The organism is Bradyrhizobium sp. P5_C12 (assembly GCF_054049735.1).
The window spans coordinates 1-21,227 of the sequence record NZ_JBFULU010000015.1 but is presented as its reverse complement, the minus strand read 5'-3'; the positions used below and the strand labels follow the sequence as shown (position 1 = coordinate 21,227).

The 21,227-nt window shown below is 64.2% G+C and carries 27 protein-coding genes and 1 pseudogene; 7 read left to right on the top strand and 21 right to left on the bottom strand.

Annotated features, from left to right (window positions below; all coding sequences use genetic code 11):
* Positions 1–252 precede the first annotated feature (252 nt).
* The 6 genes from ACXJMY_RS15765 to tolQ all read right to left on the bottom strand — a co-directional run bounded on the left by ACXJMY_RS15765 (position 253) and on the right by tolQ (position 7,398).
* A complete protein-coding gene (locus ACXJMY_RS15765; RefSeq protein ID WP_456620254.1) occupies positions 253–978 on the bottom strand; it encodes an N-acyl amino acid synthase FeeM domain-containing protein in 726 nt (241 codons plus the stop codon).
* A gap of 199 nt (positions 979–1,177) precedes the next feature.
* Positions 1,178–3,508, bottom strand: coding sequence for a putative bifunctional diguanylate cyclase/phosphodiesterase (locus ACXJMY_RS15760; protein WP_456620253.1), 2,331 nt, complete (start codon positions 3,506–3,508; stop codon positions 1,178–1,180).
* Positions 3,509–3,830: 322 nt separating this feature from the next.
* Positions 3,831–5,198, bottom strand: coding sequence for a Tol-Pal system beta propeller repeat protein TolB (gene tolB, locus ACXJMY_RS15755; RefSeq protein WP_456620252.1), 1,368 nt, complete (start codon positions 5,196–5,198; stop codon positions 3,831–3,833).
* Positions 5,199–5,221: 23 nt separating this feature from the next.
* On the bottom strand, positions 5,222–6,181 hold the full coding sequence (locus ACXJMY_RS15750; protein ID WP_456620251.1) for a protein TolA: 960 nt from the start codon (positions 6,179–6,181) through the stop codon (positions 5,222–5,224).
* Positions 6,182–6,185: 4 nt separating this feature from the next.
* Positions 6,186–6,638 carry a protein TolR gene (gene tolR, locus ACXJMY_RS15745; protein ID WP_279666570.1) on the bottom strand — a complete coding sequence of 151 codons (453 nt, stop codon included), beginning with the start codon at positions 6,636–6,638 and terminating at the stop codon, positions 6,186–6,188.
* Between the two features lie 43 nt (positions 6,639–6,681).
* Positions 6,682–7,398 (bottom strand): protein TolQ, encoded by a 717-nt coding sequence (tolQ, locus tag ACXJMY_RS15740; RefSeq protein ID WP_456620250.1) that lies wholly within the window; start codon positions 7,396–7,398, stop codon positions 6,682–6,684.
* Positions 7,399–8,078: 680 nt separating this feature from the next.
* On the opposite strand from tolQ, the gene ACXJMY_RS15735 reads away from it, so the two are divergent.
* Entirely contained in the window at positions 8,079–8,366 is a 288-nt protein-coding gene (locus ACXJMY_RS15735) for a hypothetical protein (RefSeq protein WP_456620249.1), read from the top strand.
* A 16-nt stretch (positions 8,367–8,382) separates the two neighbouring features.
* On the opposite strand, the gene ACXJMY_RS15730 is transcribed toward ACXJMY_RS15735, so the two are convergent.
* Together ACXJMY_RS15730 and ACXJMY_RS15725 are read right to left on the bottom strand one after the other, a co-directional pair.
* A complete protein-coding gene (locus ACXJMY_RS15730) occupies positions 8,383–9,093 on the bottom strand; it encodes an SDR family NAD(P)-dependent oxidoreductase (protein ID WP_456620248.1) in 711 nt (236 codons plus the stop codon).
* Between the two features lie 41 nt (positions 9,094–9,134).
* Positions 9,135–9,902 carry a serine O-acetyltransferase gene (locus tag ACXJMY_RS15725; RefSeq protein ID WP_456620247.1) on the bottom strand — a complete coding sequence of 256 codons (768 nt, stop codon included), beginning with the start codon at positions 9,900–9,902 and terminating at the stop codon, positions 9,135–9,137.
* 312 nt (positions 9,903–10,214) lie between these two features.
* Between ACXJMY_RS15725 and ACXJMY_RS15720 the strand changes: the two genes are divergently transcribed.
* On the top strand, positions 10,215–11,378 hold the full coding sequence (locus ACXJMY_RS15720; protein ID WP_456620246.1) for an acyl-CoA desaturase: 1,164 nt from the start codon (positions 10,215–10,217) through the stop codon (positions 11,376–11,378).
* Positions 11,379–11,411: 33 nt separating this feature from the next.
* Here ACXJMY_RS15720 and ACXJMY_RS15715 read toward each other — a convergent pair whose 3' ends face one another.
* The 10 genes from ACXJMY_RS15715 to ACXJMY_RS15670 form a co-directional block, all read right to left on the bottom strand.
* Positions 11,412–11,543 (bottom strand): hypothetical protein, encoded by a 132-nt coding sequence (locus tag ACXJMY_RS15715; protein ID WP_456620245.1) that lies wholly within the window; start codon positions 11,541–11,543, stop codon positions 11,412–11,414.
* Positions 11,540–11,797 carry a hypothetical protein gene (locus tag ACXJMY_RS15710; protein ID WP_456620244.1) on the bottom strand — a complete coding sequence of 86 codons (258 nt, stop codon included), beginning with the start codon at positions 11,795–11,797 and terminating at the stop codon, positions 11,540–11,542. Before ACXJMY_RS15710 ends, ACXJMY_RS15715 begins: the two co-directional genes overlap by 4 nt.
* A gap of 69 nt (positions 11,798–11,866) precedes the next feature.
* Complete coding sequence (locus ACXJMY_RS15705) at positions 11,867–12,034, bottom strand: hypothetical protein (protein ID WP_456620243.1); 168 nt, start codon at positions 12,032–12,034, stop codon at positions 11,867–11,869.
* Between the two features lie 350 nt (positions 12,035–12,384).
* Positions 12,385–12,873, bottom strand: a complete 489-nt coding sequence (locus ACXJMY_RS15700; RefSeq protein ID WP_456620242.1) for a DUF2852 domain-containing protein — start codon at positions 12,871–12,873, stop codon at positions 12,385–12,387.
* Positions 12,874–12,994: 121 nt separating this feature from the next.
* Entirely contained in the window at positions 12,995–13,735 is a 741-nt protein-coding gene (locus ACXJMY_RS15695) for a TetR/AcrR family transcriptional regulator (protein ID WP_456620241.1), read from the bottom strand.
* A gap of 177 nt (positions 13,736–13,912) precedes the next feature.
* On the bottom strand, positions 13,913–14,275 hold the full coding sequence (locus ACXJMY_RS15690) for a hypothetical protein (RefSeq protein ID WP_456620240.1): 363 nt from the start codon (positions 14,273–14,275) through the stop codon (positions 13,913–13,915).
* Between the two features lie 66 nt (positions 14,276–14,341).
* A complete protein-coding gene (locus tag ACXJMY_RS15685) occupies positions 14,342–14,746 on the bottom strand; it encodes a YciI family protein (RefSeq protein WP_456620239.1) in 405 nt (134 codons plus the stop codon).
* Positions 14,747–14,761: 15 nt separating this feature from the next.
* A complete protein-coding gene (locus ACXJMY_RS15680; RefSeq protein ID WP_456620238.1) occupies positions 14,762–15,178 on the bottom strand; it encodes a YciI family protein in 417 nt (138 codons plus the stop codon).
* A 143-nt stretch (positions 15,179–15,321) separates the two neighbouring features.
* A complete protein-coding gene (locus tag ACXJMY_RS15675) occupies positions 15,322–15,687 on the bottom strand; it encodes a nuclear transport factor 2 family protein (protein WP_456620361.1) in 366 nt (121 codons plus the stop codon).
* A 308-nt stretch (positions 15,688–15,995) separates the two neighbouring features.
* The gene (locus ACXJMY_RS15670; protein ID WP_456620237.1) at positions 15,996–16,373 is read right to left on the bottom strand and encodes a cupin domain-containing protein; all 378 of its coding nucleotides are present in this window, start codon (positions 16,371–16,373) and stop codon (positions 15,996–15,998) included.
* Between the two features lie 91 nt (positions 16,374–16,464).
* On the opposite strand from ACXJMY_RS15670, the gene ACXJMY_RS15665 reads away from it, so the two are divergent.
* From ACXJMY_RS15665 to ACXJMY_RS15645, 5 genes are all read left to right on the top strand, one after another.
* Positions 16,465–17,253: an SDR family NAD(P)-dependent oxidoreductase gene (locus ACXJMY_RS15665; protein WP_456620236.1), complete on the top strand. Its 789-nt coding sequence runs from the start codon at positions 16,465–16,467 to the stop codon at positions 17,251–17,253.
* Between the two features lie 173 nt (positions 17,254–17,426).
* A complete protein-coding gene (locus tag ACXJMY_RS15660; protein WP_456620360.1) occupies positions 17,427–17,846 on the top strand; it encodes a hypothetical protein in 420 nt (139 codons plus the stop codon).
* 239 nt (positions 17,847–18,085) lie between these two features.
* Entirely contained in the window at positions 18,086–18,475 is a 390-nt protein-coding gene (locus tag ACXJMY_RS15655) for a hypothetical protein (RefSeq protein WP_456620235.1), read from the top strand.
* A gap of 110 nt (positions 18,476–18,585) precedes the next feature.
* Positions 18,586–18,765: a hypothetical protein gene (locus ACXJMY_RS15650; RefSeq protein WP_456620234.1), complete on the top strand. Its 180-nt coding sequence runs from the start codon at positions 18,586–18,588 to the stop codon at positions 18,763–18,765.
* Positions 18,766–19,140: 375 nt separating this feature from the next.
* Complete coding sequence (locus ACXJMY_RS15645) at positions 19,141–19,491, top strand: hypothetical protein (RefSeq protein ID WP_456620233.1); 351 nt, start codon at positions 19,141–19,143, stop codon at positions 19,489–19,491.
* A gap of 104 nt (positions 19,492–19,595) precedes the next feature.
* Here ACXJMY_RS15645 and ACXJMY_RS15640 read toward each other — a convergent pair whose 3' ends face one another.
* The 3 genes and pseudogenes from ACXJMY_RS15640 to ACXJMY_RS15630 form a co-directional block, all read right to left on the bottom strand.
* Complete coding sequence (locus tag ACXJMY_RS15640) at positions 19,596–20,009, bottom strand: VOC family protein (protein ID WP_456620232.1); 414 nt, start codon at positions 20,007–20,009, stop codon at positions 19,596–19,598.
* Positions 20,010–20,046: 37 nt separating this feature from the next.
* Positions 20,047–20,583, bottom strand: a complete 537-nt coding sequence (kdpF, locus tag ACXJMY_RS15635) for a K(+)-transporting ATPase subunit F (protein WP_456620231.1) — start codon at positions 20,581–20,583, stop codon at positions 20,047–20,049.
* 165 nt (positions 20,584–20,748) lie between these two features.
* Positions 20,749–21,227 (bottom strand): annotated as a pseudogene (locus ACXJMY_RS15630) (RNA polymerase sigma factor); the annotation flags it as partial.

Genomic DNA, 21,227 nt, shown 5'->3' with positions numbered 1-21,227 from the left:
CACGTTAGTCCACTGCTGTCCGGTCTACAGGGGGTTGGTTAAGCGAACGTTCCGTCAACCTTGATGGGATGTTGCCAGAGCCGGTCAAATGCCCCCCACCGGCGAAAAGCAACCGTCATGGTTAATGGGTTGTAAATGTGGCGCGAGGGTGAAGGCAAGCCGCGTTAACCGGCAAAAACGCTGGTTCTGCTGCAATTTTGAGCCTGGGGCCGGAGCCGCCCGAAGCCTTCGGTGAGGCGCGCCCCACCCGACTCAGGCGTGAACGGCGTCCGGCACGAGCGCCGGCCGTTGCGGAGCCTGGTGCTGGCCGCCGCGGCCGAACAGCATCCGCCGCTCGAACGCAGTGGAGCGCATGATCGGATAACGCTCGAACACCTTCTTGCGGAAGGTCGGGAAGTCCGCCGCCATCAGGCCGAACGCCTTGGTGAGGCCGGGAACCAGCCGGGGCTCGGCGATCGGCGCGTGCAGGAAGACGCGGCGATAGAATGCCTGATGCTCGGGACGCACGATCGCAAGGCCGAGATCGGCGTTGAAATGCTCGCACGCCATATAGGCGAGACGCAGCGTCAGATAAGGCAATTCCGGAACGCGCTTCGCCTTGTCGGGGTCGGCGACAAATCGCGTCGGATCGATCATGACCTCGCCGCGCTCGAGCCGCGGCAGCAGGACTTCGGGGAAGACGTCGGCCGAGGTCGACTCGCGCCATTCCGAGGTCAGCACGCTGATGCGCACCGAGCTGCAGAGTTCGCCGTGGAGATAGACGCCGAACGTCCATGCGTTCGGAAGCTCGTCATACTGGTCGGTGACGCGTGCCTCGGAGGATTCCCTGACGGCACCTTCGCGCAGATAGGCGCGGTAGCGGAGGTTGTAGATCGCCTCCTTCTCCTCGGCCGTTTCGGCAATATGATAATCGACGTCGGTCAGGAGTTCGGCTCCCCGTCCAACAGCCGAAATGATCGCTCTGGCTGAGGACTGCATTCCAACTCCTTACCCGCCTTACCCGCCGCTCATCACACGCTCACACCAAGACGACGCAGAACAACTTGCGCGCGCGTGATGATTTATTAACAGCTTCTTAACAATGATGCAAAGCAATCGAAGGGTTAGGGTTAACCCTCCGTAGCACTACGGTGCCGACGCAACGGTCTGAAACGACAGGAAATTTCGAGAAGCAGAGTTAGGCGAAGGAGCGCGAGCTGGCGACCTGGAGCAGGGTCTCGCCGCGCCGTCCATGCGAGGCGTTGAGGAGCTGGCGCATCCGCACGGCGGGCACCGGACGGCTGAACAGATAGCCCTGCGCCTCGGAGACGGTGCCGTCGGCGCTGATCAGCTCGAGCTGCTCGTTGGTCTCGATGCCTTCGACCACGACCGCCATGCCGAGGTCGGCCGACAGCCGCGCCACGCCGCGCAGCAGCGTCAGCGGCCGGTCGGTGTCGATGCCCTCGAGGAAGGAGCGGTCGATCTTCACCTTCTGCATCGGGAAATTGTGCAGATAGCTGAGGCTCGAATAGCCGGTCCCGAAATCGTCCAGCGAGATGCGCACGCCGAGCGCATGCAGTTGCGACAGGATGTCGTGCGTGAGCTGGGTGTTGCGCAACAGCGAGGACTCGGTGATCTCGATCTCCAGCCGATGGGCCGGGAGGCCGGAGACCTCGAGCGCGTAGCGGATTTCGCTGAGCACGTCGCGCTGGTGGAATTGCTGCGGCGAGAAGTTGACGGCGACGCTGACGCCTTCGGGCCACTTCATGCATTCCATGCAGGCCCGGCGCAGGATCCAGCGGCCAAGGTCGACGATCAGGCCCATGTCCTCGGCGACCGGAATGATGTCGACCGGCGAGACCGTGCCGCGCACCGGGTGATTCCAGCGCAGCAGCGCCTCGCAGGTGGTGATCTTGCCGGACTTCAGATTGACCAGCGGCTGGTAGAACAGCTCGAACTCCTCGTTGGCCAGCGCCTTGCGCAGGTCGAGCTCGAGGATGCGGCGGGCCTCGACGGTCGCAGCCATCTCGTCGCGGAAGAAGCAGAAGGTGCCGCGGCCGTCGGCCTTGGCACGGTAGAGCGCCATGTCCGCGTTCTTGAGCAGCGTATCCGCGCTGACGCCGTCCGGCGAGGTCAGCGCGATGCCGACGCTGGCGCCGATCTCGACCAGATGATTGTCGATGCGGTAGCGCTCGCTCAGCCGCTCGACGATGCGGCGGGCGAGGCTCGCGGCGTCTTCGGCCGCGCCGATGTTCTGCTGGAATACGACGAACTCGTCGCCGCCGAAGCGGGCGACGAAATCCTCCGGCCGCAGCATTTCGCGCAGGCGGTTGGCGACCGCGCACAGGAGCTGGTCGCCGCAGGGATGCCCCAGCGTATCGTTGACCTGCTTGAACTGGTCGAGATCGATGAAGAGCAGCGCGGAGAGGCGCTCGGCATGGTGCGAATGCGCCAGCAGCCGCTCGATTTCGTCGCGGAAGCTGACCCGGTTGGGCAGCGCCGTGAGCTCGTCAAAGCGGGCGAGATGGGTGATGCGGGCTTCCGCATTGGTGCGCTCGGTGATGTCTTCCAGCAGCAGCACGGTGCCGCCGCCGGTCATCGGCTGGAACGTCCAGGCCAGCGTGCGGTCGCGCGCCGGGTCGGGATCGGCGGTGACGATCTCGCGAATCCGCGCATGCTCGATCTCGGCCAGGATCTGGTTGCCGCTGTCCGCCGAGATCGAGCCTGCGGCAACGCAGGCCGACACGATGTCCGCGGCGGTGGCGCCGCGCTTGACCAAATCGTCGGGCAGCGACATCACCACGCCGAAGCGATGGTTCATCACCGCGAGCCGGCCGTCGGCGCGAAACATGCAGAGGCCGTGCGGCATGTTGTTGAGCGCGGTGTCGAACTGGCTCGCCAGCGCGGATTCGCGGAAGCTCGAGGTCAGCGCCTTGACGAAGATCGCGTGCAGGCTGAGGTTGATGTTCTTCAAGGCGATGAAGAACATCCCAAGAATCACGGCGAGCCCAACGTGATAGAATCCACCGTGCAGCAGCAGGGCGAGCGACATCGGACCGCAGGCCAGCGCGACGTGYCACTGGATCACGCGGGGCTGGCCGTAATTGCGCGCGGCGCCGCCGGCGGTGTAGCCGACGGTGACGGAGATGCAGAGCATGTTCGCAACCGCATCGTCGTTGTTGAAGATGACGACGAAGCACCACAGGCCGATCACGCCGGCATAGACCAGCGCGCCCAACCAATAGCGCGGCTCCAAATGCCTCGCCTCTTCGAACGTCAGACCCGGTATCCGGTTTTCGTAGCGCCGCATCTGAAACGCGCGCGCCGTGCCGATGGCAATGATCAGGAACGCGATCGGCCACAACAAGACGTCGCCGGTCTTCAGCGCAGTCATGACCGCGGCCACGGCCGTGCTGGCCGAGCCGAGGAAGATCGCCCAGAAATTCTGCACCATAGAGTTGATGAGAGCGGCGTAGAGTATCGGCTCCAGCTCGTCTCGATCGCTCTGCTTCTGGTCGGCCAGCTGCATTGGCTTGTTACGCGTCCTGTTTGGGGCGTACTTTTACCCAGCCCAGGTGAAGCCTTTCTGAGGGAACATCGTTAAAGTCGAGTTGTTTTTCGGCAATAGCGAACCTGTTTCCGCTGACATATCAAGCAACTAGGCAAGCCTTGCCGGGCACAAGGTGAAGGAAACCTTGCGTCCCGGACGAAACGCGAAAAAATCGGCACGTTTTTTCGAAAACATCGCGCGTTGCGAACGCGCAGCTTCTCAAGCCCTTTCCGTTCCGATGGAATCGGAACGGAGCGCGTTTTCCTTACGCGAACCGGTACCTACTTCGCCCGAAAACGCTCTACTGGCCCGCCGTCGAGGACAGCAGCGGCGACCATGCCGGGTCGGAGGCGAAGCCCGGCGTCGGCACCTTGAGCTCGTTGCGGCCGGAGATGTCGACGGAGTACAGCGACGGCCCACCGTTGCCGCCGGGATCGCGGAAGAACATCAGCACGCGGCCGTTCGGCGAGAAGGTCGGGCCCTCGTTGTGGAAGCCGGAGGTGAGCAGCCGCTCGCCGCTGCCGTCCGGCTTCATGACGCCGATCGAAAACTGCCCGCCGCCTTGCCTGGTGAAGGCGATGTAGTCGCCCTTCGGCGACCACACCGGCGTCGAATAGCTGGCGTTGGTGTCGTCCTTGGAGAAGGAGATGCGCTGCGCCTGTCCGCCGCCCGCGCCCATCACATAAATCTGCGACCTGCCGCCGCGATCGGACTCGAAGCAGATGCGGGTGCCGTCCGGCGAGTAAGACGGAGACGTGTCGATCGCCGGCGTGTCGGTGAGGCGCGTCGTCGAGCGCGAGCGCAGATCCATCACGAACAGGTTGGAATTGCYGCCCTGCTGCAGGCTCATGATGACGCGCTGGCCGTCCGGCGAGAACCTTGGCGCAAAGGTCATGCCCGGGAAGTTGCCGACGATCTCGCGCTGGCCGGTCTCGATGTTGAAGAGATAGACCTTCGGATCGCCCTGGCCGAACTCCATGTAGGTGATCTCTTGCGAGTTCGGCGAGAAGCGCGGCGTCAGCACGAGGTCGGAGCCGCGGGTCAGGTAGCGCACATTGGCGCCGTCCTGGTCCATCATGGCGAGCCGCTTGACGCGGCGCTCCTTCGGCCCGGTTTCGTCGACGAACACGACGCGGCTGTCGAAATAGCCCTTCTCGCCGGTCATGCGTTCGTAGATCTGGTCGGAGATGATGTGGGCGATGCGGCGCCAATATTCCGGCGAGGTGAAATATTGCTGGCCGGCGAGCTGCTGGCCGGAGATCACGTCCCACAGGCGGAATTCGGCCTTGAGCCTTCCGTCCGGCTGCCGTGTCATCCGGCCGGTGACGAGGGCCTGCGCGTTGAGGGTCTTCCAGTTCTGGAACTGCGGCGCAACGTCGATGTTGCTGATGCGCTCGATGAAGGCGGCCTGGTCGATCGGGGCGAACAGCCCCGAGCGCTTCAGATTGTTGGTGATGACCTGGGTGACGCCGTTGCCGACGTCGCCGTCGGACGGCGAGCCCGGCACGAAGCCGGAAATCGCGATCGGGATCGGCTGGAATTCGGTGGGGTCGATACGAAGCCGCGGCTGGGCTTGCTGGGCGAAGGCGCGTCCGCCCCCGAGCATCGCAAGCGTCGATCCGGTCAGGGTCATGAAGCGGCGGCGGTTCATCGATCGGACGTCACTCATTGCAAAATTCTTTTGTTCGGATGTCACAACATATCTTTCAGGCCGAAAGTCATCGGGATGAGCTTCCAGCTCTCGTACTGCGGCTTTGGCATGAACGAATAAACCTGACACTGCACGATGGCGCGCTTGGCGCTCTCCGCCACCGCCTGGGCGATCGACCGGGACGGTCCTCTCACCGCGACGACAATGGGCTCGGATGCCAGCGATCCATCGATCTTCATGGGGATGTCGATGTCGGCCTCGTACTGATCGGCGTCCTGCCCGTTATAGGTGGGCGTGAAGCAGCGCTTGACCGCGCCCTGGAATGCACCCCGCCAGGTCGCGACGTTGTTGGCCGCGGTCCCAGTCGTCGACCCCAGCGAGGCCGACGCATTCAGCGCCGTTCCAGCGAGCTCGTGCCTGGTCGCGGCGCGCTTGTCGAGGTCGCGCTGGATCTGCGCAGGATCGAAGCTGCGCTCCTTCGGCTTCGGCTGCTGCTGCGGCTGCACCGCCGCGACCTTCTGCTCCACCGGCTTCGGCGGCGGCTTCTTGGTGTCCAGCTTCTTCTGAAGCTCGGCGATCGGATCTTCCTTGGCCGGATCAGGCTTCTTTTCCTGCGGCTTCGGCTCTTCTTTCGGCTTGGCCTCGGCGACCGGCTTGGGCGGCTCGGGCTTCTTCTCGACCGGCTTCTCGACGGGCTTTGGCGGCGGCTCGGGCGTCGAGCTGGTCTTGATCAGCTCTTTCTTCTCGGTGACCTTGCCGACCGCGTCTTCCTCGGGCTTGGCCTCGGCGATCTTCTCGACCTTGGGCTTCGGCTCTTCCTTTTTGCCGGTCTTCTGCCCCGACATCATCTGCGCGAGCTGATCGGTGGAGATGATATCGATCGGAAGCGACTCTTCCGGCGCGATGAAGGCCTTGCTGCTAAAGGTGACCAGCCCCCATCCGATCACGAGGACGTGGAGGGCAATCGACGCAACGAGTGTCTTGTCGACGTTCACCTTCACCGGCTTAGGACCCCTGATCCGCTTCCGTGACGAGCGCCAGCTTCTTGAATCCTGCACCGGACAACAGGCCCATCACCCGGGCCACCGTGCCGTAATCCGCCTTCTTGTCGGCGCGCAGATAGATGCGCTCCTCAAGCCCGCCGCGCGCGTCCGTGATCGCCTTCAGCTTCGGCACCAGCTCGTTGATGGCGATCTCGGCGTCGTTGATGAACACCTTGCCCTTGATGTCGACCGACATCTGGATCGGCTTCTGGTCGTTCTGCTCGAGGCTTTTGGCCTGGGTCTGCGGCAGGTCGAGCGGCACGCCGACCGTGAGCAGCGGCGCCGACACCATGAAGATGATGAGCAGCACCAGCATCACGTCGACCATCGGCGTGACGTTGATCTCGGCCATGACCGGCTTGCGCCGGCTGCGGCGCCCGCCGCCTCCGGACGAACTCGCGACGTTCATGCCCATGGTCTGGTGCCCAAATTGCCCTTCACACTATACATGCCGCCCGTCAGCCCCGCTCGTCGATCTGACGCGACAGGATGGCTGAAAATTCATCGGCGAAGCCTTCGAGCCGCTGGGCCTGCCGGTTCACCTCGGAAGTGAACTTATTGTAGAAAATAGTGGCAGGAATGGCGGCGATAAGGCCGACGGCGGTCGCAAACAGCGCCTCGGCGATACCGGGGGCGACCACCGCCAGGGAGGTATTTTTCGAGGCCGCGATCGACTGGAAGCTCGACATGATGCCCCAGACCGTGCCGAACAGGCCGACGAAGGGGCCGGCGGAGCCGACGGTCGCGAGCACCAGGAGCCGGCGCTCCAGCCGCTCGACCTCGCGCGCGATCGAGACGTTCATCACCTTGTCGATGCGCATCTGAAGGCCCGCGACCGAGCGGGCGTGGCTCTCGAAGGAGCGCTTCCACTCGCGCATCGCCGCGACGAAGCAGGCCGCCATCGAATGGGTCGGCTTGGCCGACAGGGTGCGGTAGAGTTCCTCGATCGACTCGCCGGACCAGAACGCCTGCTCGAAACGGTCCATCGAGCGGCGGGTGCGGGAAAACAGGAAGATCTTGTCGATGGCGATCGCCCAGACCCAGACCGAGCAGGCCAGAAGTCCCAGCATCACTGCTTTCACGATCCAGTGAGCCTGCCAGAACAGCGCAATCAGCGACACGTCGGCGGAGGCAGCAACCGGAAGGGCTGACTGAGCCACGTCGGCCGGATTCATAAGCAGTATCCTCTCAAGGCGATCGTTACCTAACGTCCCCCGGCCAGCAAATGGCTGCCGGTTCCCCTAACGGCCGCGCAAACCAGCGCAGCCGGCAAGCCCGCTCAAAGCCTGATCTTTCTGGGGTGCAGGGCTCGTCCAAAGCCGGCCGTCTGCATTCCCTGCCAAGATGTCAAAACTAAGGGCCTCGACCCAAGGCCTTGACTTCGGGCCCTGGGCGCGACTGTCCGCCCTTACCAGAGCCCGGCGATGGTTAATGCGAGGTTACCGCAGGCGAATTTGGCTGCGGGAAGGGCAGGCAGCGCAGGGGGTTGGGGGCTTTCGACCCAAAGGACATTTCGCCGCGTGGTTTTGCCGGATGCGCTGCCAGCCCCGAACGAGATCGGTTCCCCCCTTGCGGGGGGAGGTCAGGGGGCCCCACACGGCACACTTTTTCGGTTGGCGTTCCCTCGGCGCATTTCGTCCGAGCGGGGCGCATCACACACGCCGAATCCGAAATTTGGTAAAGGCGGAGTCGGAAGCATCGTTATGCACGTTGTGCCACGCGCGACGGAATTTCCCCTCGCGATCGGCGACACGGCTCTATTGTTTTTATCAGCAAACCGCCTGAGAGTGCCGGATGGGCCGCTCGTCAACCGATGGTGGTGGCTGATGGGCTGCCCGTTATACGGGAGATCCCCATGGAACAGATTCTGATCAACCTCGTCTCAGGCGCACTTGGTGGAATTGGCGCGGGCAAGTCTTCGCCGACATTTGATCTCGGAATGGCTGGAAACGTCATTTCCGGTCTGGTCGGCGGTGGCGTGCTCGGCCAGATCGTAACGTTGTTGCTTCCGTCCGTCATGGCCGCAGCGCAATCGGGAAATCTCAGCGTTGGCGGCGTCGTATCACAGGTTGTCGCCGGCGGCGCCGGCGGGGCGATACTCACCGCGATCATTGGTGCCATCAAGAACAAGGCTGCCGCCTGATCCGTCGGACCGCGATCTACCACTTCTCCCTCGACGTCCGGACATCAAGTTCGAATGACCAGGCGCGTTCGGGCTGGCGATAGAGGAAGGTGAAGGCATCGACGATGCCTTCGATGTCGATCAGGCTGTCCTCGCGGCCTGCCGCATCGGGAAACCGCGTAAGAATCTTGTCGCCGGCGATGGCGCCGTCGACCACGACATGGCCGACATGAATGCCGTCGGGCGCGTATTCCTTGGCCATGGCCTGCGCCAGCGTGCGCAGCCCCGCCTTCGCCGAGTTGAACGCGCCGTAGCCGGAGCGCCCGCGCAGCGAGGCGCTGGCGCCGGTGAATAGCAATGTGCCGGTCTTGTTCGGGGCCATGCGGCGCACCGCCTCGCGGCCGAACAGGAAGCCGCCGAAGCAGACCACGCGCCAGGCCTGCTCGAAATAGTCGGCCTCCATCTCGATGATCTTGCCCGGCGTGTTGTTGCCGGCGTTGTAGATGGCGAGATCGAGGTTGTCGCCGGCCGCATCGAACAAGGCGATTATGTCGCTCTCCCTGGTGGCGTCCGCGACGAAGGGGACGGCCGCGCCGCCAGCCTTTTGGATGTCGCCGGCAACCGCCTGCAGCGCCGACAGCGTCCGGCCCGCGACGATCAATTTGAGCCCATCGGCCGCAAGGCGCTTGCAGAGCCGGGCCCCGAGCCCGCGGTCCGGGCCGACCCCGATCACGATTGCCGTCTTCATTGCACTCTCCGGAGATTGAATCTGATGATCCGATCGGCCCGTCAGGCCGCTGACGCGGGTTCCGGGCAATTGGTCAGTCGCGCGGGATTGCCGACCGCCGTGCAGCCGCCCGGCACGTCTGATGTCACCACCGTGCCGGCGCCGACCTTGGCGAAATCGCCGATGCTGAGATCGCCGAGAATGGTCGCGCCGGCGCCGATGAAGACGCCGCGGCCGATGCGGGGCGAGCGCGTCGGCAGTTCGCCACGGCGGCCGATGCTGACGTTCTGGAGGATGGTGGCCTCGTCGCCGATCACGACATTCGCGCCGATCACGATGCCGGTGGCGTGGTCGAGATACACCGACGACCCGATCTGCGCGGCCGGATGAATGCTGACCTGCAAGACGTTCGACGCCTCGTTCTGAAACAGCAGCGCCGCGTCGGTATGGCCGCGCCGCCAGAACCAGTTCGAGACGCGCCAGGCTTGCAGCGCCGCATAACCCTTGTAATGCAGCAGCGGCGGCAACAGGCCGGCGACGACCGGATCGCGAAACGCGATGGCCTGCAAGTCGCAGCTCGCCGCCTCGACCAGGTCCGGCTCGCCGTGAAAGGCCTCGTTGGCGAATGATGTGAAGCGCGCGCGCGTGGCGGCGCTGTCAGCAAGCCGTCGCCCGATCAGATCGGACAAGGCGGCGGCGAAATCGTCATGGACGAGAATGGCGCCCGCCAGGACCGTGCCGAACACAGGATCGGCGGCGGCCGCGCGTCGCGCCTCGCCGCGAATCTGTCGCCAGAGGTCGCCGCTCGTCACGGTCGCAGCTCCCGCCATCGCAGCCTCCGGTGCTTTGCCGCTTGCTTCTCAGCCAACGAATATAGGTCGTCCGCGGCCCGCACGCCAAGTTGACCAGCGGCCGAGCGCCGCAGCGCGGTTCCCGTGAGACTACGTGCTTGCATACCAGGCATTCGAGATCATATGCTCAATTATCGATTTGTCGGCCGACTGCTTTGACCGGGGGTACCGGCAAGGCATCTCGTTCAAGACCCCGCGGTGGCACGCCATCCGCGGGGTTTTTCACACGCGGCGGCGTTTCGCGCTGCCGGCCGAATTCCCATCCCCTTCATCCAAGGTCACGCCGCAAACATGTCGCCCCCCGCCTCCGCCGACGACCAGCACGACGACATCATGTATCCCTCCGTCCTTCCGTTCCTGCTGGTCCATCTCGGCTGCGTCGCCGCCATCTGGACCGGCATCACCTGGCCGGCCGTCGCGATCTGCGTGTCACTGTATGGCCTGCGCATGTTTGCAATCGGGGCAGGCTACCACCGCTATTTCTCGCACCGGGCATTCGCGACCGGCCGGGTGTTTCAGTTCATCCTGGCCTGTCTCGCGCAGAGCACCGCGCAAAAGAGCGTCTTGTGGTGGGCGGCCAAGCATCGACACCATCATCTGCATTCCGACACCGAGATCGACGTGCATTCGCCGCGTCATCGCGGCTTCCTCTACAGCCATCTCGGCTGGATTTTTTCCCGGCAGCACGATGCGACCGACCTCGTGAAAGTCGGCGATCTCGCGAGCTATCCGGAGCTGATGTGGCTGCACCGGCTGGAACTGCTGCCGGCCGTTGCGCTTGCAGTGCTGTGCTTCCTGGTTGCGGGGTGGTCCGGCCTGGTCGTCGGCTTCCTGTGGAGCACGGTGCTGCTCTATCACGCGACCTTCTGCATCAACTCGCTCGCCCATGTGCATGGACGCAAGCGCTACGTGACGGGCGATGATTCCCGCAACAACTGGCTGCTGGCGTTCTTCACGCTCGGTGAGGGCTGGCACAACAATCACCACGCCTACCAGAGCAGCGTGCGCCAAGGCTTTCGCTGGTGGGAGATCGACGTGACCTATTACATCCTGAAGGCGTTGTCCTGGGTCGGCGTCGTCTGGAACATGAAGGCACCGCCCGAACAGGTGTTGCGCAACGAGCAGCCGCTGGGCGCACGGGTCATCAATCGGGCGGCTCGCGAGCTTGCCGGACGGTTCGATGCGCCGAAGCTGGCGCACGCGATCTCATCGGCGCGGCGCCGGGCCGACCTCGCCCAGCTGCAGCTGCCGACGCTGCACGACATCCTCAATCGCGCCCATGAAGGCGTCGATGCGCTGACACATCTGCATCTGCCGAAGATACCGACCCGCGAGGAGTTTCTCGCCGAGGCCAAGGCGATGTTCGCGCGAACGCGATCGCTCAACGAGATCGTGGACCACGCCTACGAACACTTCCTGGCGTCGGTTCGCGCGCAGCTCGCCACCGCAAGCTGAACCTTCCGGCGATGCGACGAAGCACCGCGCCAGTCATGTCGGGACGCGTCCATTGCGCGCGCGGCCCGGCCGGGGCTGCTTGCGCAGGCTGAGCGCATAAAGCCAGCCGCCCGCCGCGACCAGGGCGGGAAGGACGAAGAGCGCGAAATCGCGGAGCAGGATCATGGGGCGAGATCCGCCGTCGCGAACGAGACGGCGCGCCTGAGCGCGAACGCAGCGAGCTGATAGAGGGCGAGGCTGAGAAAGACCTTCCAGGCGTTGCCGACCACGAGCTCCGGATAGAATTTGATCTCCGTCGGCCATCCGTTGAGGAATGCGATCGCGAACGGCACCGAGGCACCGTGCCGATCGAACAGCGCCGACGCACGCTCGAAGCGTGCGATCCGCTGCCTGATCTGCCTGCATCCGGCGTCTGTCATGGCCTCACCCGTCGATGCGCGCGGACAACGCGCGCTCACGGCTTAGTCGAGGCTCAGACGGATCGGGTTCTATGGCCCCTGCACATGAGCATGGACCACGCCGCAAAACGTGCGCCCGCCTGGACAGAGACGAAAATGGCAATCGGGATCAACGGCGCAGCCGCCATAGACGAGGCCGATATAGCCCAGCACCGCAAAGACGGTCACGCCGAGGAGCAATCGGGTGCGGAGTTCCATGCGTCTTTTGTGTCGGTGAGCTGTGCGCCGGTTCGGGAGCTCGACCTGCTCCCTCTCCCCGTTCTTACGGGGAGAGGGTTGGGGTGAGGGGCCTCTCTCCACACGCGAGATCGTTGATAGACCTGTACCCCCTCACCCGGATCGCAAGAGCGACATAGCCGAAGCTTCGCTTCGGCGTGTCTTAGAACGGCCGCCGAAGGCGGCCTATGCCTCTCCCCGCAAGCGGGGAGAGGTAAGGCTCCCCCCAAAAACCAAACCGCCCGCCTGCGGGATGCGCAGGCGGGCGGCTCGGGGCCATCAGGGCTTTGGAGGCATGTGCCTGAAGGCTTTGAGAGGTCTCGGCCTCCGTATCAGCCCTGCGGCGGCTGATCGTTCGGCGGCGGGGTCGGACGGGTCTTGTGCTGCGCCATGAACTGGTCGAACTCTTCCTTGTCCTTGGCGTGACGCAGACGATCGAGGAAATTCCTGAACTCGATCTGCTCTTCCTCGAGCCGCTGCAGTGTCTCGGTGCGGTATTCGTCGAAGGCGCGGTTGCCGCTCGTGGGCGGACCGAAGCCAAAGCCGAAGCCGCGGCGCTCCATGCGGCCGCGCATGCGGTCCATCTTGTACTGCATCCGCTCCATCTTGTTCTGCCAGCGATCCTGGTGGCTCCAGCAACCCATTTTTCTGCTCCCGAGTGTGAAAAAGAGAAGGGCGAGTCCGATCGGCCACCAGATGATGAAGCCGAGGATGGTCACGGCGATCCAGCCGGGATGCCAGGGCGTGTCGAGCATATGGGGGCGCTCATAGTGTTGGTCCGAGGGGCCGCGCCATCGATTGACATCAGCGGTGTAGGCCATTTCCCATCTCCATGACGGCATCTGCGCCGTTGTGAATGTAAATAACATTTACATAGCTAGCTTATCCCGCGATTTTGTCAAGCCAGCCGCCTGACAGGGTCGCCAAATTATTTGCGCAACTTTATTTCGGCTTGCCCCAGGGACCGCCGGGAGGCACGCCGGAACCGGAGGAAGCCTCCGGTGGCACCGGCGGCGGCTCGGCGCTTTTCGCCGGCGGACGCCGGTCGGTCGGGAAGCCGAGCCCGCGCAGATAGATCAGCACCTCGGCCTCGAGCAGCTCATCCGGCGACATCGGCAGTTTTCGCCGCGCGGCGTCGCCGCGCGAGAACAGCGATGCCACACCGTGCGCCATCGACCAGATGTGCAGCGCCATCATCATCGCCGGCGGACGCGGCGTACCGGGCGGCGCGAGCGCCGCAAGCCGTTCGGCCGCGGCGCGAATGATGTTGAAGGCGCGTTCGCTCGCCGCCTGAAGCGCCGGATTGGCATCGACCGGCAGGCCCGATTCGAACATCGCGTTGTAGAACGCCGGCTCCTCGCGGGCGAAGGCGAGATAGGCCCTGCCGACCCGTTCGAACGCCGTGACCGTATCTGGACGCCCGTCGTCCCAGGCCGCGGTCAGGCGAGACTCGAACTGTTCGAAGCCGCGCTGGGCGATCGAGGACAGCAGCTCGTCACGGTCGCGGAAATGCCGGTACGGTGCCGCCGCGCTGACGCCGGCCATGCGCGCGGCATCGGCAAAGGTGAAGCCGGCCGCACCCTTCTCGGCGATCAGCCCGAGTGCCGCCTGCAACAGGGCTTCTTTCAGATTGCCGTGGTGATAGCCGCGCTCGGCGCGGCGCGTCTCCTTGCGCCAGCTCATGTGAACGGCTTTTACATGAGCCGCGCGTGAAGGTCACTAGCGCAGGCCGGATTTGGTGAACCCGTATTTTCACTGTCATTCCGGGGCGATGCGCCAGCATCGCACCCGCAATCTCGCGCCAAAACCTCTGGATTCCGGGTTCGCCCTTCGGGCGCCCCGGAATGACGATGTACGTGCCTAGCCGCCGGGAATCGGCAGCACCGGCATGATCTCGACGCGTTCGCCGGGGAAGATCGCGAAGTGCGGGTGGTTCTCGAACATCTTGGCTGCGGCTTCATGGGAGGCTGCGCGGACCACGGTGAAGGCGCCCATCTCGTTGGCGATGTCGGCGACCCCCTTGCCGTCGACCTTCTTGGTCTTGCCGAGAGGGCCGCCCATGGCCTGGATCGCGCCTTGATGCTTCTCGACCCAGCCTTTCCAGGCCGCGATGCCCTCCAGCTCCTTCGCCTTCCGCTCGGTCTCGGACATCGCGTTCCATGCGGCCCAATTCGGGCTGGTCTTGCTGCCGAGGAAGACGGCGAGATAGGTATCGGTGCTCATTGGTTCTCTCCTTTGTTGATGGATGATGGATTGACGAAGCCGCGACTTGATCCGCGGCCGTCTCGGCTACTTCTTCAGGTCGTCGAAGCCGGCGGCGGCCTCCTGCACCTCCGGCGGAAAGTCGGCCATCTCCTGCACCTGCCGGATCTCGATGACTTCATTGGCGGAGGCCGGGCACTGCTTCGCCCAGGCGATCGCCTCCTCGCGCGAGGCGACCTCGATCATCCAGTAGCCGCCGAGAACTTCCTTGGCTTCGGCAAAGGGGCCGTCGGTCACGATCGGCACGCCGGTCGCAAACGTGACGCGCGCGCCCATCGACGGCGGATGCAGGCCGTCGAGTGTGATCAGCACGCCGGCATCCTTCAGCGCCTCGTTGTAGCGCATCATCGCGGCAACGCGTTCGGGATCGAGTTGAACGTCCGGCGGCGCGGTCTCGTAGCCGAGCGGGATCATCAGCATCATGAATCGCATGGCAAGTCCTCGCGTCTACTTCTTCGCCGCATATGCGCGCGTACGCTCTTCCTGCTCGCGCAGTTCGGGCGTGAAGGCTTCGCCAAAGTCCTCGGCCGCGAACACCTGGCGGATCTCGATCTCGGAGCCGGGATCGAACGGCGCGCGCTTCATCCAGCCGATCGCCTCGTCCAGCGAACCGGTCTTGATCAGCCAGAAGCCGGCGATCAGGTCGGGGGAGAGAGCGAACGGGCCGCGGGTGACGCCGGGTTCGGTCGCCGAATATTTGACGCGCGCGCCCTTCACCGTCGGATGCAGGCCCTCGCCCGCCTCGATCACGCCGGCCTTGGCCATTTCCTCGTTGAACTTGCCCATCGCCGCCAGCATCTCCGTGCTCGGCATCTTGCCGGCCTCGGTGTCCTGGTTTGCCTTGACGATCACCATGAAACGCATCGATGTGCTCCCTGACATTCACTTGAGGGGGGCCGATCCGGCCTGTGCTCCCCTGTAAGACGAGCGAGGTTCTACGATACCGACAGGGGCGCGGAAATTATTTCGGAGGTCATTGTTCCCAACGCGTCAGCGTTCCCAACGCGTCAGCGCGGCTGCGGCAGGAACCGGCCGTCCTGGAAGGCGGCGCCGAAATAGACCTCGATGCGGCGGACCTTGCCGCCGGCGAAGGTGAAAAACTCGGTGTTGCGAAAACTCCTGCCATCTGTTGCCAGGCAATGGTAGGTGACGAAGGCCTCGTCGCCCCGGACGAAGATGCGTTCGATGTCGTGGCGCGCGACCCAGCCGGTATCCCGCCAGCAGCGTTCGAAATAGCTCGCCTTGTCGAGGTCGTCGTCGAACGGGCTGGTGAAGCGGAAATCGTCGGCCAGCGCATCGCTGACCCCATGCCGGTCGTTGGCGAGATAGGCGGCGAACAGGCTTCGAATCAGGCGCTCGCGGTCGTCGGGCATCATCGCATCTCTCCTGGACTCCATTGCAAGACGCATCAGCCGCACTGATACCGACATAACTTCCGGCGCGAATTGGCGTGCACCGTCCGACGTCTTTTTTGTCGCACCAGTAAGCGTAGCGCTTCGCCCATCGCCATGCATATGGATTCAGAATGATCGCACTGTGAAAGACATAACTGTTACTGCGCGAAGTTTCGGAGCCGAGCTGCTTGTTCGCGTGGTTCACATTGTTCAACGGGCCGATGTAACCCTTACGGCAGTTGCATTCATTGCGCCCTCCGCGTTCCAGCGCCGAGGTCCGTGCAAACCTACCGCTCCCACCGCCGCGTCAACTGGCTTGCCCCTTCCGGCAACGCCTCGAACACCGGCGACGCCAGCACGGCATGGACGTGCAGCGTCGCCGTGCCCGAATTGCGAAAGCCGTGCTTGCAGCCGGCGGGAACCAGCAGCGACTGGCCCGCCGTGACCGCGACATGCTCGTCCTCGATCCACATCTCGGCTTCGCCCGCGCGCACCGTCAGCACCTCCTCGACCGGGTGGCTGTGTGTCGGCGCGCCGGCGCCGGGATCGACCCATTGCTCGAAGATGCAGAGCGCGGATGCGCCGTTGCGCGCCGACGTCACCATGCGCGTCGTCACACCTGGCCGCCATTCCTCGCGCGGGATCGCGTCGGGATCGATCGGCATGGTCTGAAGGCCTTTCTTGCCAGAACGAAAAGGCAGTAAAAGGAGCCGGCGCTCGCGCAACCGACCTCCCGGACACAGGATAGATCAGCAGATGCCGCAAGACCCGCAAAAAGTCGCCCTCGTCACCGGCGCCGCACGTGGCATCGGGCTTGCGACCGCCAGGAAATTTCTGGCCGAGGGCTGGCGGGTGGCGCTGCTGGACATCGAGGGCGAATTGCTCGGCCGCGCGGTCGCCGAGATCGACCAAAACGAGGCGACGCTGGCGCTGACCTGCGACGTCTCGGACGTGGCCGCGGTCGGCGCCGCGATCAAGGCGATCGGGCGGCAGTTCGGCCGGCTCGATGCACTCGTCAACAATGCCGGAATTGCCGTGTTCGCGCCGCTGATGGAGACGTCGGACGCCGACTGGCGTCGCGTGCTCGAGGTCAACCTCACCGGCCCGCTCCTCTGCACCAAGGCGGCGGTGCCGTTGATGCGCGACGGCAGCGGCGGCGCCATCGTCAATATCACCTCGATCTCGGCGGTGCGCGCCTCGACCTTGCGCTCGGCCTACGGCACCAGCAAGGCCGGGCTCGCGCATCTGACCAAGCAGCTCGCGGTCGAGCTCGCGTCTCTCAACATCCGCGTCAATGCGGTGGCGCCGGGGCCGGTCGACACCGCGATGGCCAAGCAGGTGCACACCCCGGAGATCCGCGCCGACTATCACGATGCCATTCCACTCAACCGCTACGGCCTGGAAGAGGAACTCGCGGAAGCGATCTTCTTCCTGTGCTCGGATCGATCGAGCTACATCACCGGCCAAATTTTGGCCGTCGATGGCGGCTTCGATGCGTCGGGCATCGGTCTGCCGACGCTGCGCGGGCAGCGGCGGAACGGGTGAACCTGGTAGGGTGGGCAAAGGCGCGACGCGCCGTGCCCACAATCTCTCCGGATTTGCGGTGCTATTGGTGGGCACGCGGAGCCTGTCATCGGGCGCACATTCGCGCGACCCGGTGGCTTTGCCCACCCTACGGCATCGAATGTGCGGAGAGTACCATGCGACGCGTCTCCTTCATGAAAGTCTGGATGCTGGCATCAGCACTCTTCGCCGCCGCGCCCGCTTCCGCCGAAATCCGCATCATCCAGTCACCGGGCGGACAGGTCGGGCCGTTCCTCGACCTGTTCGAGAGGGTGCGCGAGAGCGGCGAGCGCGTGGTGATCGACGGTCCCTGCCTGTCCGCCTGCACGCTGGTGCTGAGCATCGTGCCGGACGAGCGCATCTGTGTCACGAAACGCGCCGTGCTCGGCTTCCATGCAGCGCGCTCGGTCGACCGGCGCGGGCGCTTTTACGCCGAACCGGAAGCATCCGAAGCAGTGCTGCGAGCCTATCCCGGCCCGGTGCGCGACTGGATCAGCCGCCACGGCGGTCTCTCGTCGCGATTGCTTCTGTTGAAGGGCCGCGATCTCGCCGCGATCTATCCGCGCTGCCGGTGACGATTCGACGGTCCGCAGCAGCGTGACCTGGATCAACGCGCCGGTGTCCGGCGATTAGGCATTTCCCGGAAATCCCGCCGCTCCGGACGCCGATTCCGCTCAAGCGCTTCGCAACGCCTGCCCAATTTACGCGGTTTCCGGCTTTTTCACGACCGACTATGATGATCGCGGCCAGACTGAGGCTCTCTCGGGGCTCGCGAAGCGGGACCGTCACATCTCAGCAGTGGTCGCAGAATACGATGGTCGCGTTTTTTCAAGATCGTTCATTTTCACCCGGGTCGCTTGCCATGCAGCCCCTCGATTTCCGCTACCGCCTGTCGGATCAGGGACGCATTGTCCTTGGCCAGCTGAGCTTCGAAGAAACCCTCGAATTCGAACTGCTGTCGCAGCGCGACCGCGAGGGTCTGATGGACCTTCCGTCCGAGCTGCGCCTGCTCGAGCTCTATGTGAAGTATATTGGCTCGGGCGTGCCGGCTTCGCGCGCGCCATCACAGCCCGCATGGCAGGCAGCCGAGCCGCCGCGCCGGCGAAGGCCGCCAGCGCGGACACTGCGACCGCGCAACTACATTGTTCCCATGATTGTCGTCGCAAGCGTCAGCTTCACGCTCATCGCGTTGCTGGTGAGTTGACGCGACGCGCAGCGTCGGCGGAAATGTGCTGCATCTGCGAACAGCGTCATACTAACGCCAAGTTGGCTTGGCATATCTAACGCCACGACTCGATCTCTGCGGAGGCGTTCATGGCCATCATCGGCAACGACGGACTCGCCGATGGGCAAACGCCGTCATCACCTTCACGCAAAGCGAGCGAACATGCCTTCGCCCTGACGTTTCTGTCGGCGAGCGCGATCGCAACCGTCGGCTGGCTCTACGTGCTCGCAGAGGGAGCCATGACCGTCACAAACTGGCTGTTCTTTTAAAGGAGAGTCTGAATCAACGGCGCCAGCTTCACGCTTGCGCAGATCAGCATTCCCCAAAGAGCAAAATTGATTTGCAGCGCCGCCGCCATCGGTCGCTCCCCTTCCAAGTCACGCCCACCCTGGTTTGTAGAAATTATGAACCACAATTAACGATTCTGACGCGGAGTTCACAGCCTAATATTGCGCCAGTTGTTGTGCGATGCGGTCCGCACCTTTTCACGATGCGGCCTCACTGCTCTCGCAAAGTCTTGCGAAGCAAGATTCGATACTCGGCCATGCCGGCCACCTCGTTTCCCTTAAGTTCCATTTAACCGACGCGATGCAAAGTTTCCCACGCGGATTTTTGCGTGTCGCGTACCGCACTGAAGGTCCGGCATGATGCGATACGGCTTCGTCCTGCTCACTTTTTGCGCAGCGATCACGGGATGCACAGTCGCACCGGCGCAGGAGCGCCGCCCGATCGCATGGGATGGCCTCGGCCAGGATCCGAACCGGCCCTCCATCACGAAGCGTCGCGCAACGAATCAAGCCCCCGTCGCGGGTGATCCCAATCAGGAACGGGAAAGAGTGCTCGGCACGTTGCGCCCCTACTCCGATGCATGGTGGGTGGTCCATGACGAGATCGAAGCGGAGAATGACAGGCAGCTCGGCACCAAGCTCGTGATCTGCCCTCGCTGCGTTCCGTCAGCGCCGCCGAGCGAGGACGTGACGGGATCGGTCCGTTGAGAACGCGCGCGGCCGATCGGCGCGTATGAGGTGACGACGTGCCCCTCCCCCGCAATCACGGAGGGAGGGGGATCTCCGCTTGTGCATTCAGGCGGTCGCGCCGGTCACATTCCTTCCGCCGGGCAGTTCACCATCCAGGGAATGCCGAACTTGTCGACGCACATGCCAAAGCCCTTGGCCCAGAACGTCTTGCTGTAGGGCATGGTGACCGAGCCGCCGTCGGCGAGCGCGTTGAACTTGCGCTCACCGTCCGCGGGGTCCGTGACCGTGAACGAGATCGAAAAGCCCTGCGGCTTGTGAAAGTGCTCGGCCGGCACGTCGGAGGCCATCAGCACGCTGCCGTCGGGCAGCGACAGCCGCGCGTGCATGATCATCTTCTCGCGGCCCGGCGCGGCCGGCATGTCCGGCGGCGCGTCCGAGGACCGCATCATCGCATCGATCTTGCCGCCGAGCGTCTTGGCGTAGAAGTTGAACGCCGCTTCGCAGGTGTCCTGATAGAACAGATAGGGATTGAGCATCGTTTCTCTCCTTTTCCTTCCTTGGGCGTGAACCGCGTCATTTCTCGGTGAGCTTCTTCAGGCTGGCGAGGCCGGCCTCGAAGTCCTTGCCGATCATGCTGTCCATGTTCATGAAGACCTGCATCAGCTTGGACATGAACGGAGCCGGACCATACATCGCCCATGTGACCAGTGTGGCATCGCCTTGCGGCACAAAGGTGAACTCGGCGGTGTTGTGGCCTTCGAAGGGGCGCTCGAAATCGAGCTTGATGCGGAGCTTCGACGGCGTGCTCGCCTCGAGGATCTCCATGTGGCCGGCGCCGACATTGTTGTTCCCGTCCCAGGCATAGGTCGCGCCCTTGCCCCGCGCGCTTCCGCCGAAGGTCCGCTTCATGGCGGGGTCGCGGTTCTCATAGGGCGACCAGTTGGTCCAGAAGCGGAAGTCGGCGACCACCGGATAGATGGCATCGGCCGGCGCCTTCACGGCGAGCGAGCGCTCGACGCGGAAGGTGTCGGGTTTCGTCAACGCGAAGACGAGGACGCCCGCAAGTCCGACCGCGAGCACGAGGGCGATGATGGCAATGGCTTTCAGCATAGGTAGCTCCCTGGATACGGGATTAAGACGAAGGGAGGAGGCTGAGGCCGACAAGACGGAATGAGATTTTTTGGCTCGTCATTCCGGGATGGTCCGAAGGACCAGACCGGAATCTCGAGATTCCGGGTTCGGTCCTGCGGACCGCCCCGGAATGACGGCAAGCCGTCATTTCACCTTCGCGCCCTGCCTGGCGCCGCCGTTGGCGCCCTTCGGCTGGCTGTCCCGGATCAGGCGATCGAGATGCATGCGAATATGGGCGGCCTCGGCCGAGGTGTTGGCGAGGGCGATGGCGCGGTCGAAGGCGATGCGGGCTTCGTCGTTGCGGCCGAGCTGCATTAGGAAGGCGCCGCGCACGCCGTAGAAATGGAAGTAGTTGGCGAGTTTCGGCGCCAGCGGCTCGATCAAGTCGAGCGCGGCCTGCGGTCCGCGCACCTTGGAGACCGCCACCGCGCGGTTGAGCGTCACCACCGGCGAGGGCTGCACCACCTCGAGCGCGCCATAGAGCAGGTCGATCTGCGCCCAGTCGGTTTCCGCCGGCGTCGCGGCGCGCGCATGCAGCGCGGCGATTGCCGCCTGGATCTGGTAGGGCCCGCTGCGGCGATGGCGCATCGCCTTGTCGATCAAGGCAAGGCCCTCCGCGATCA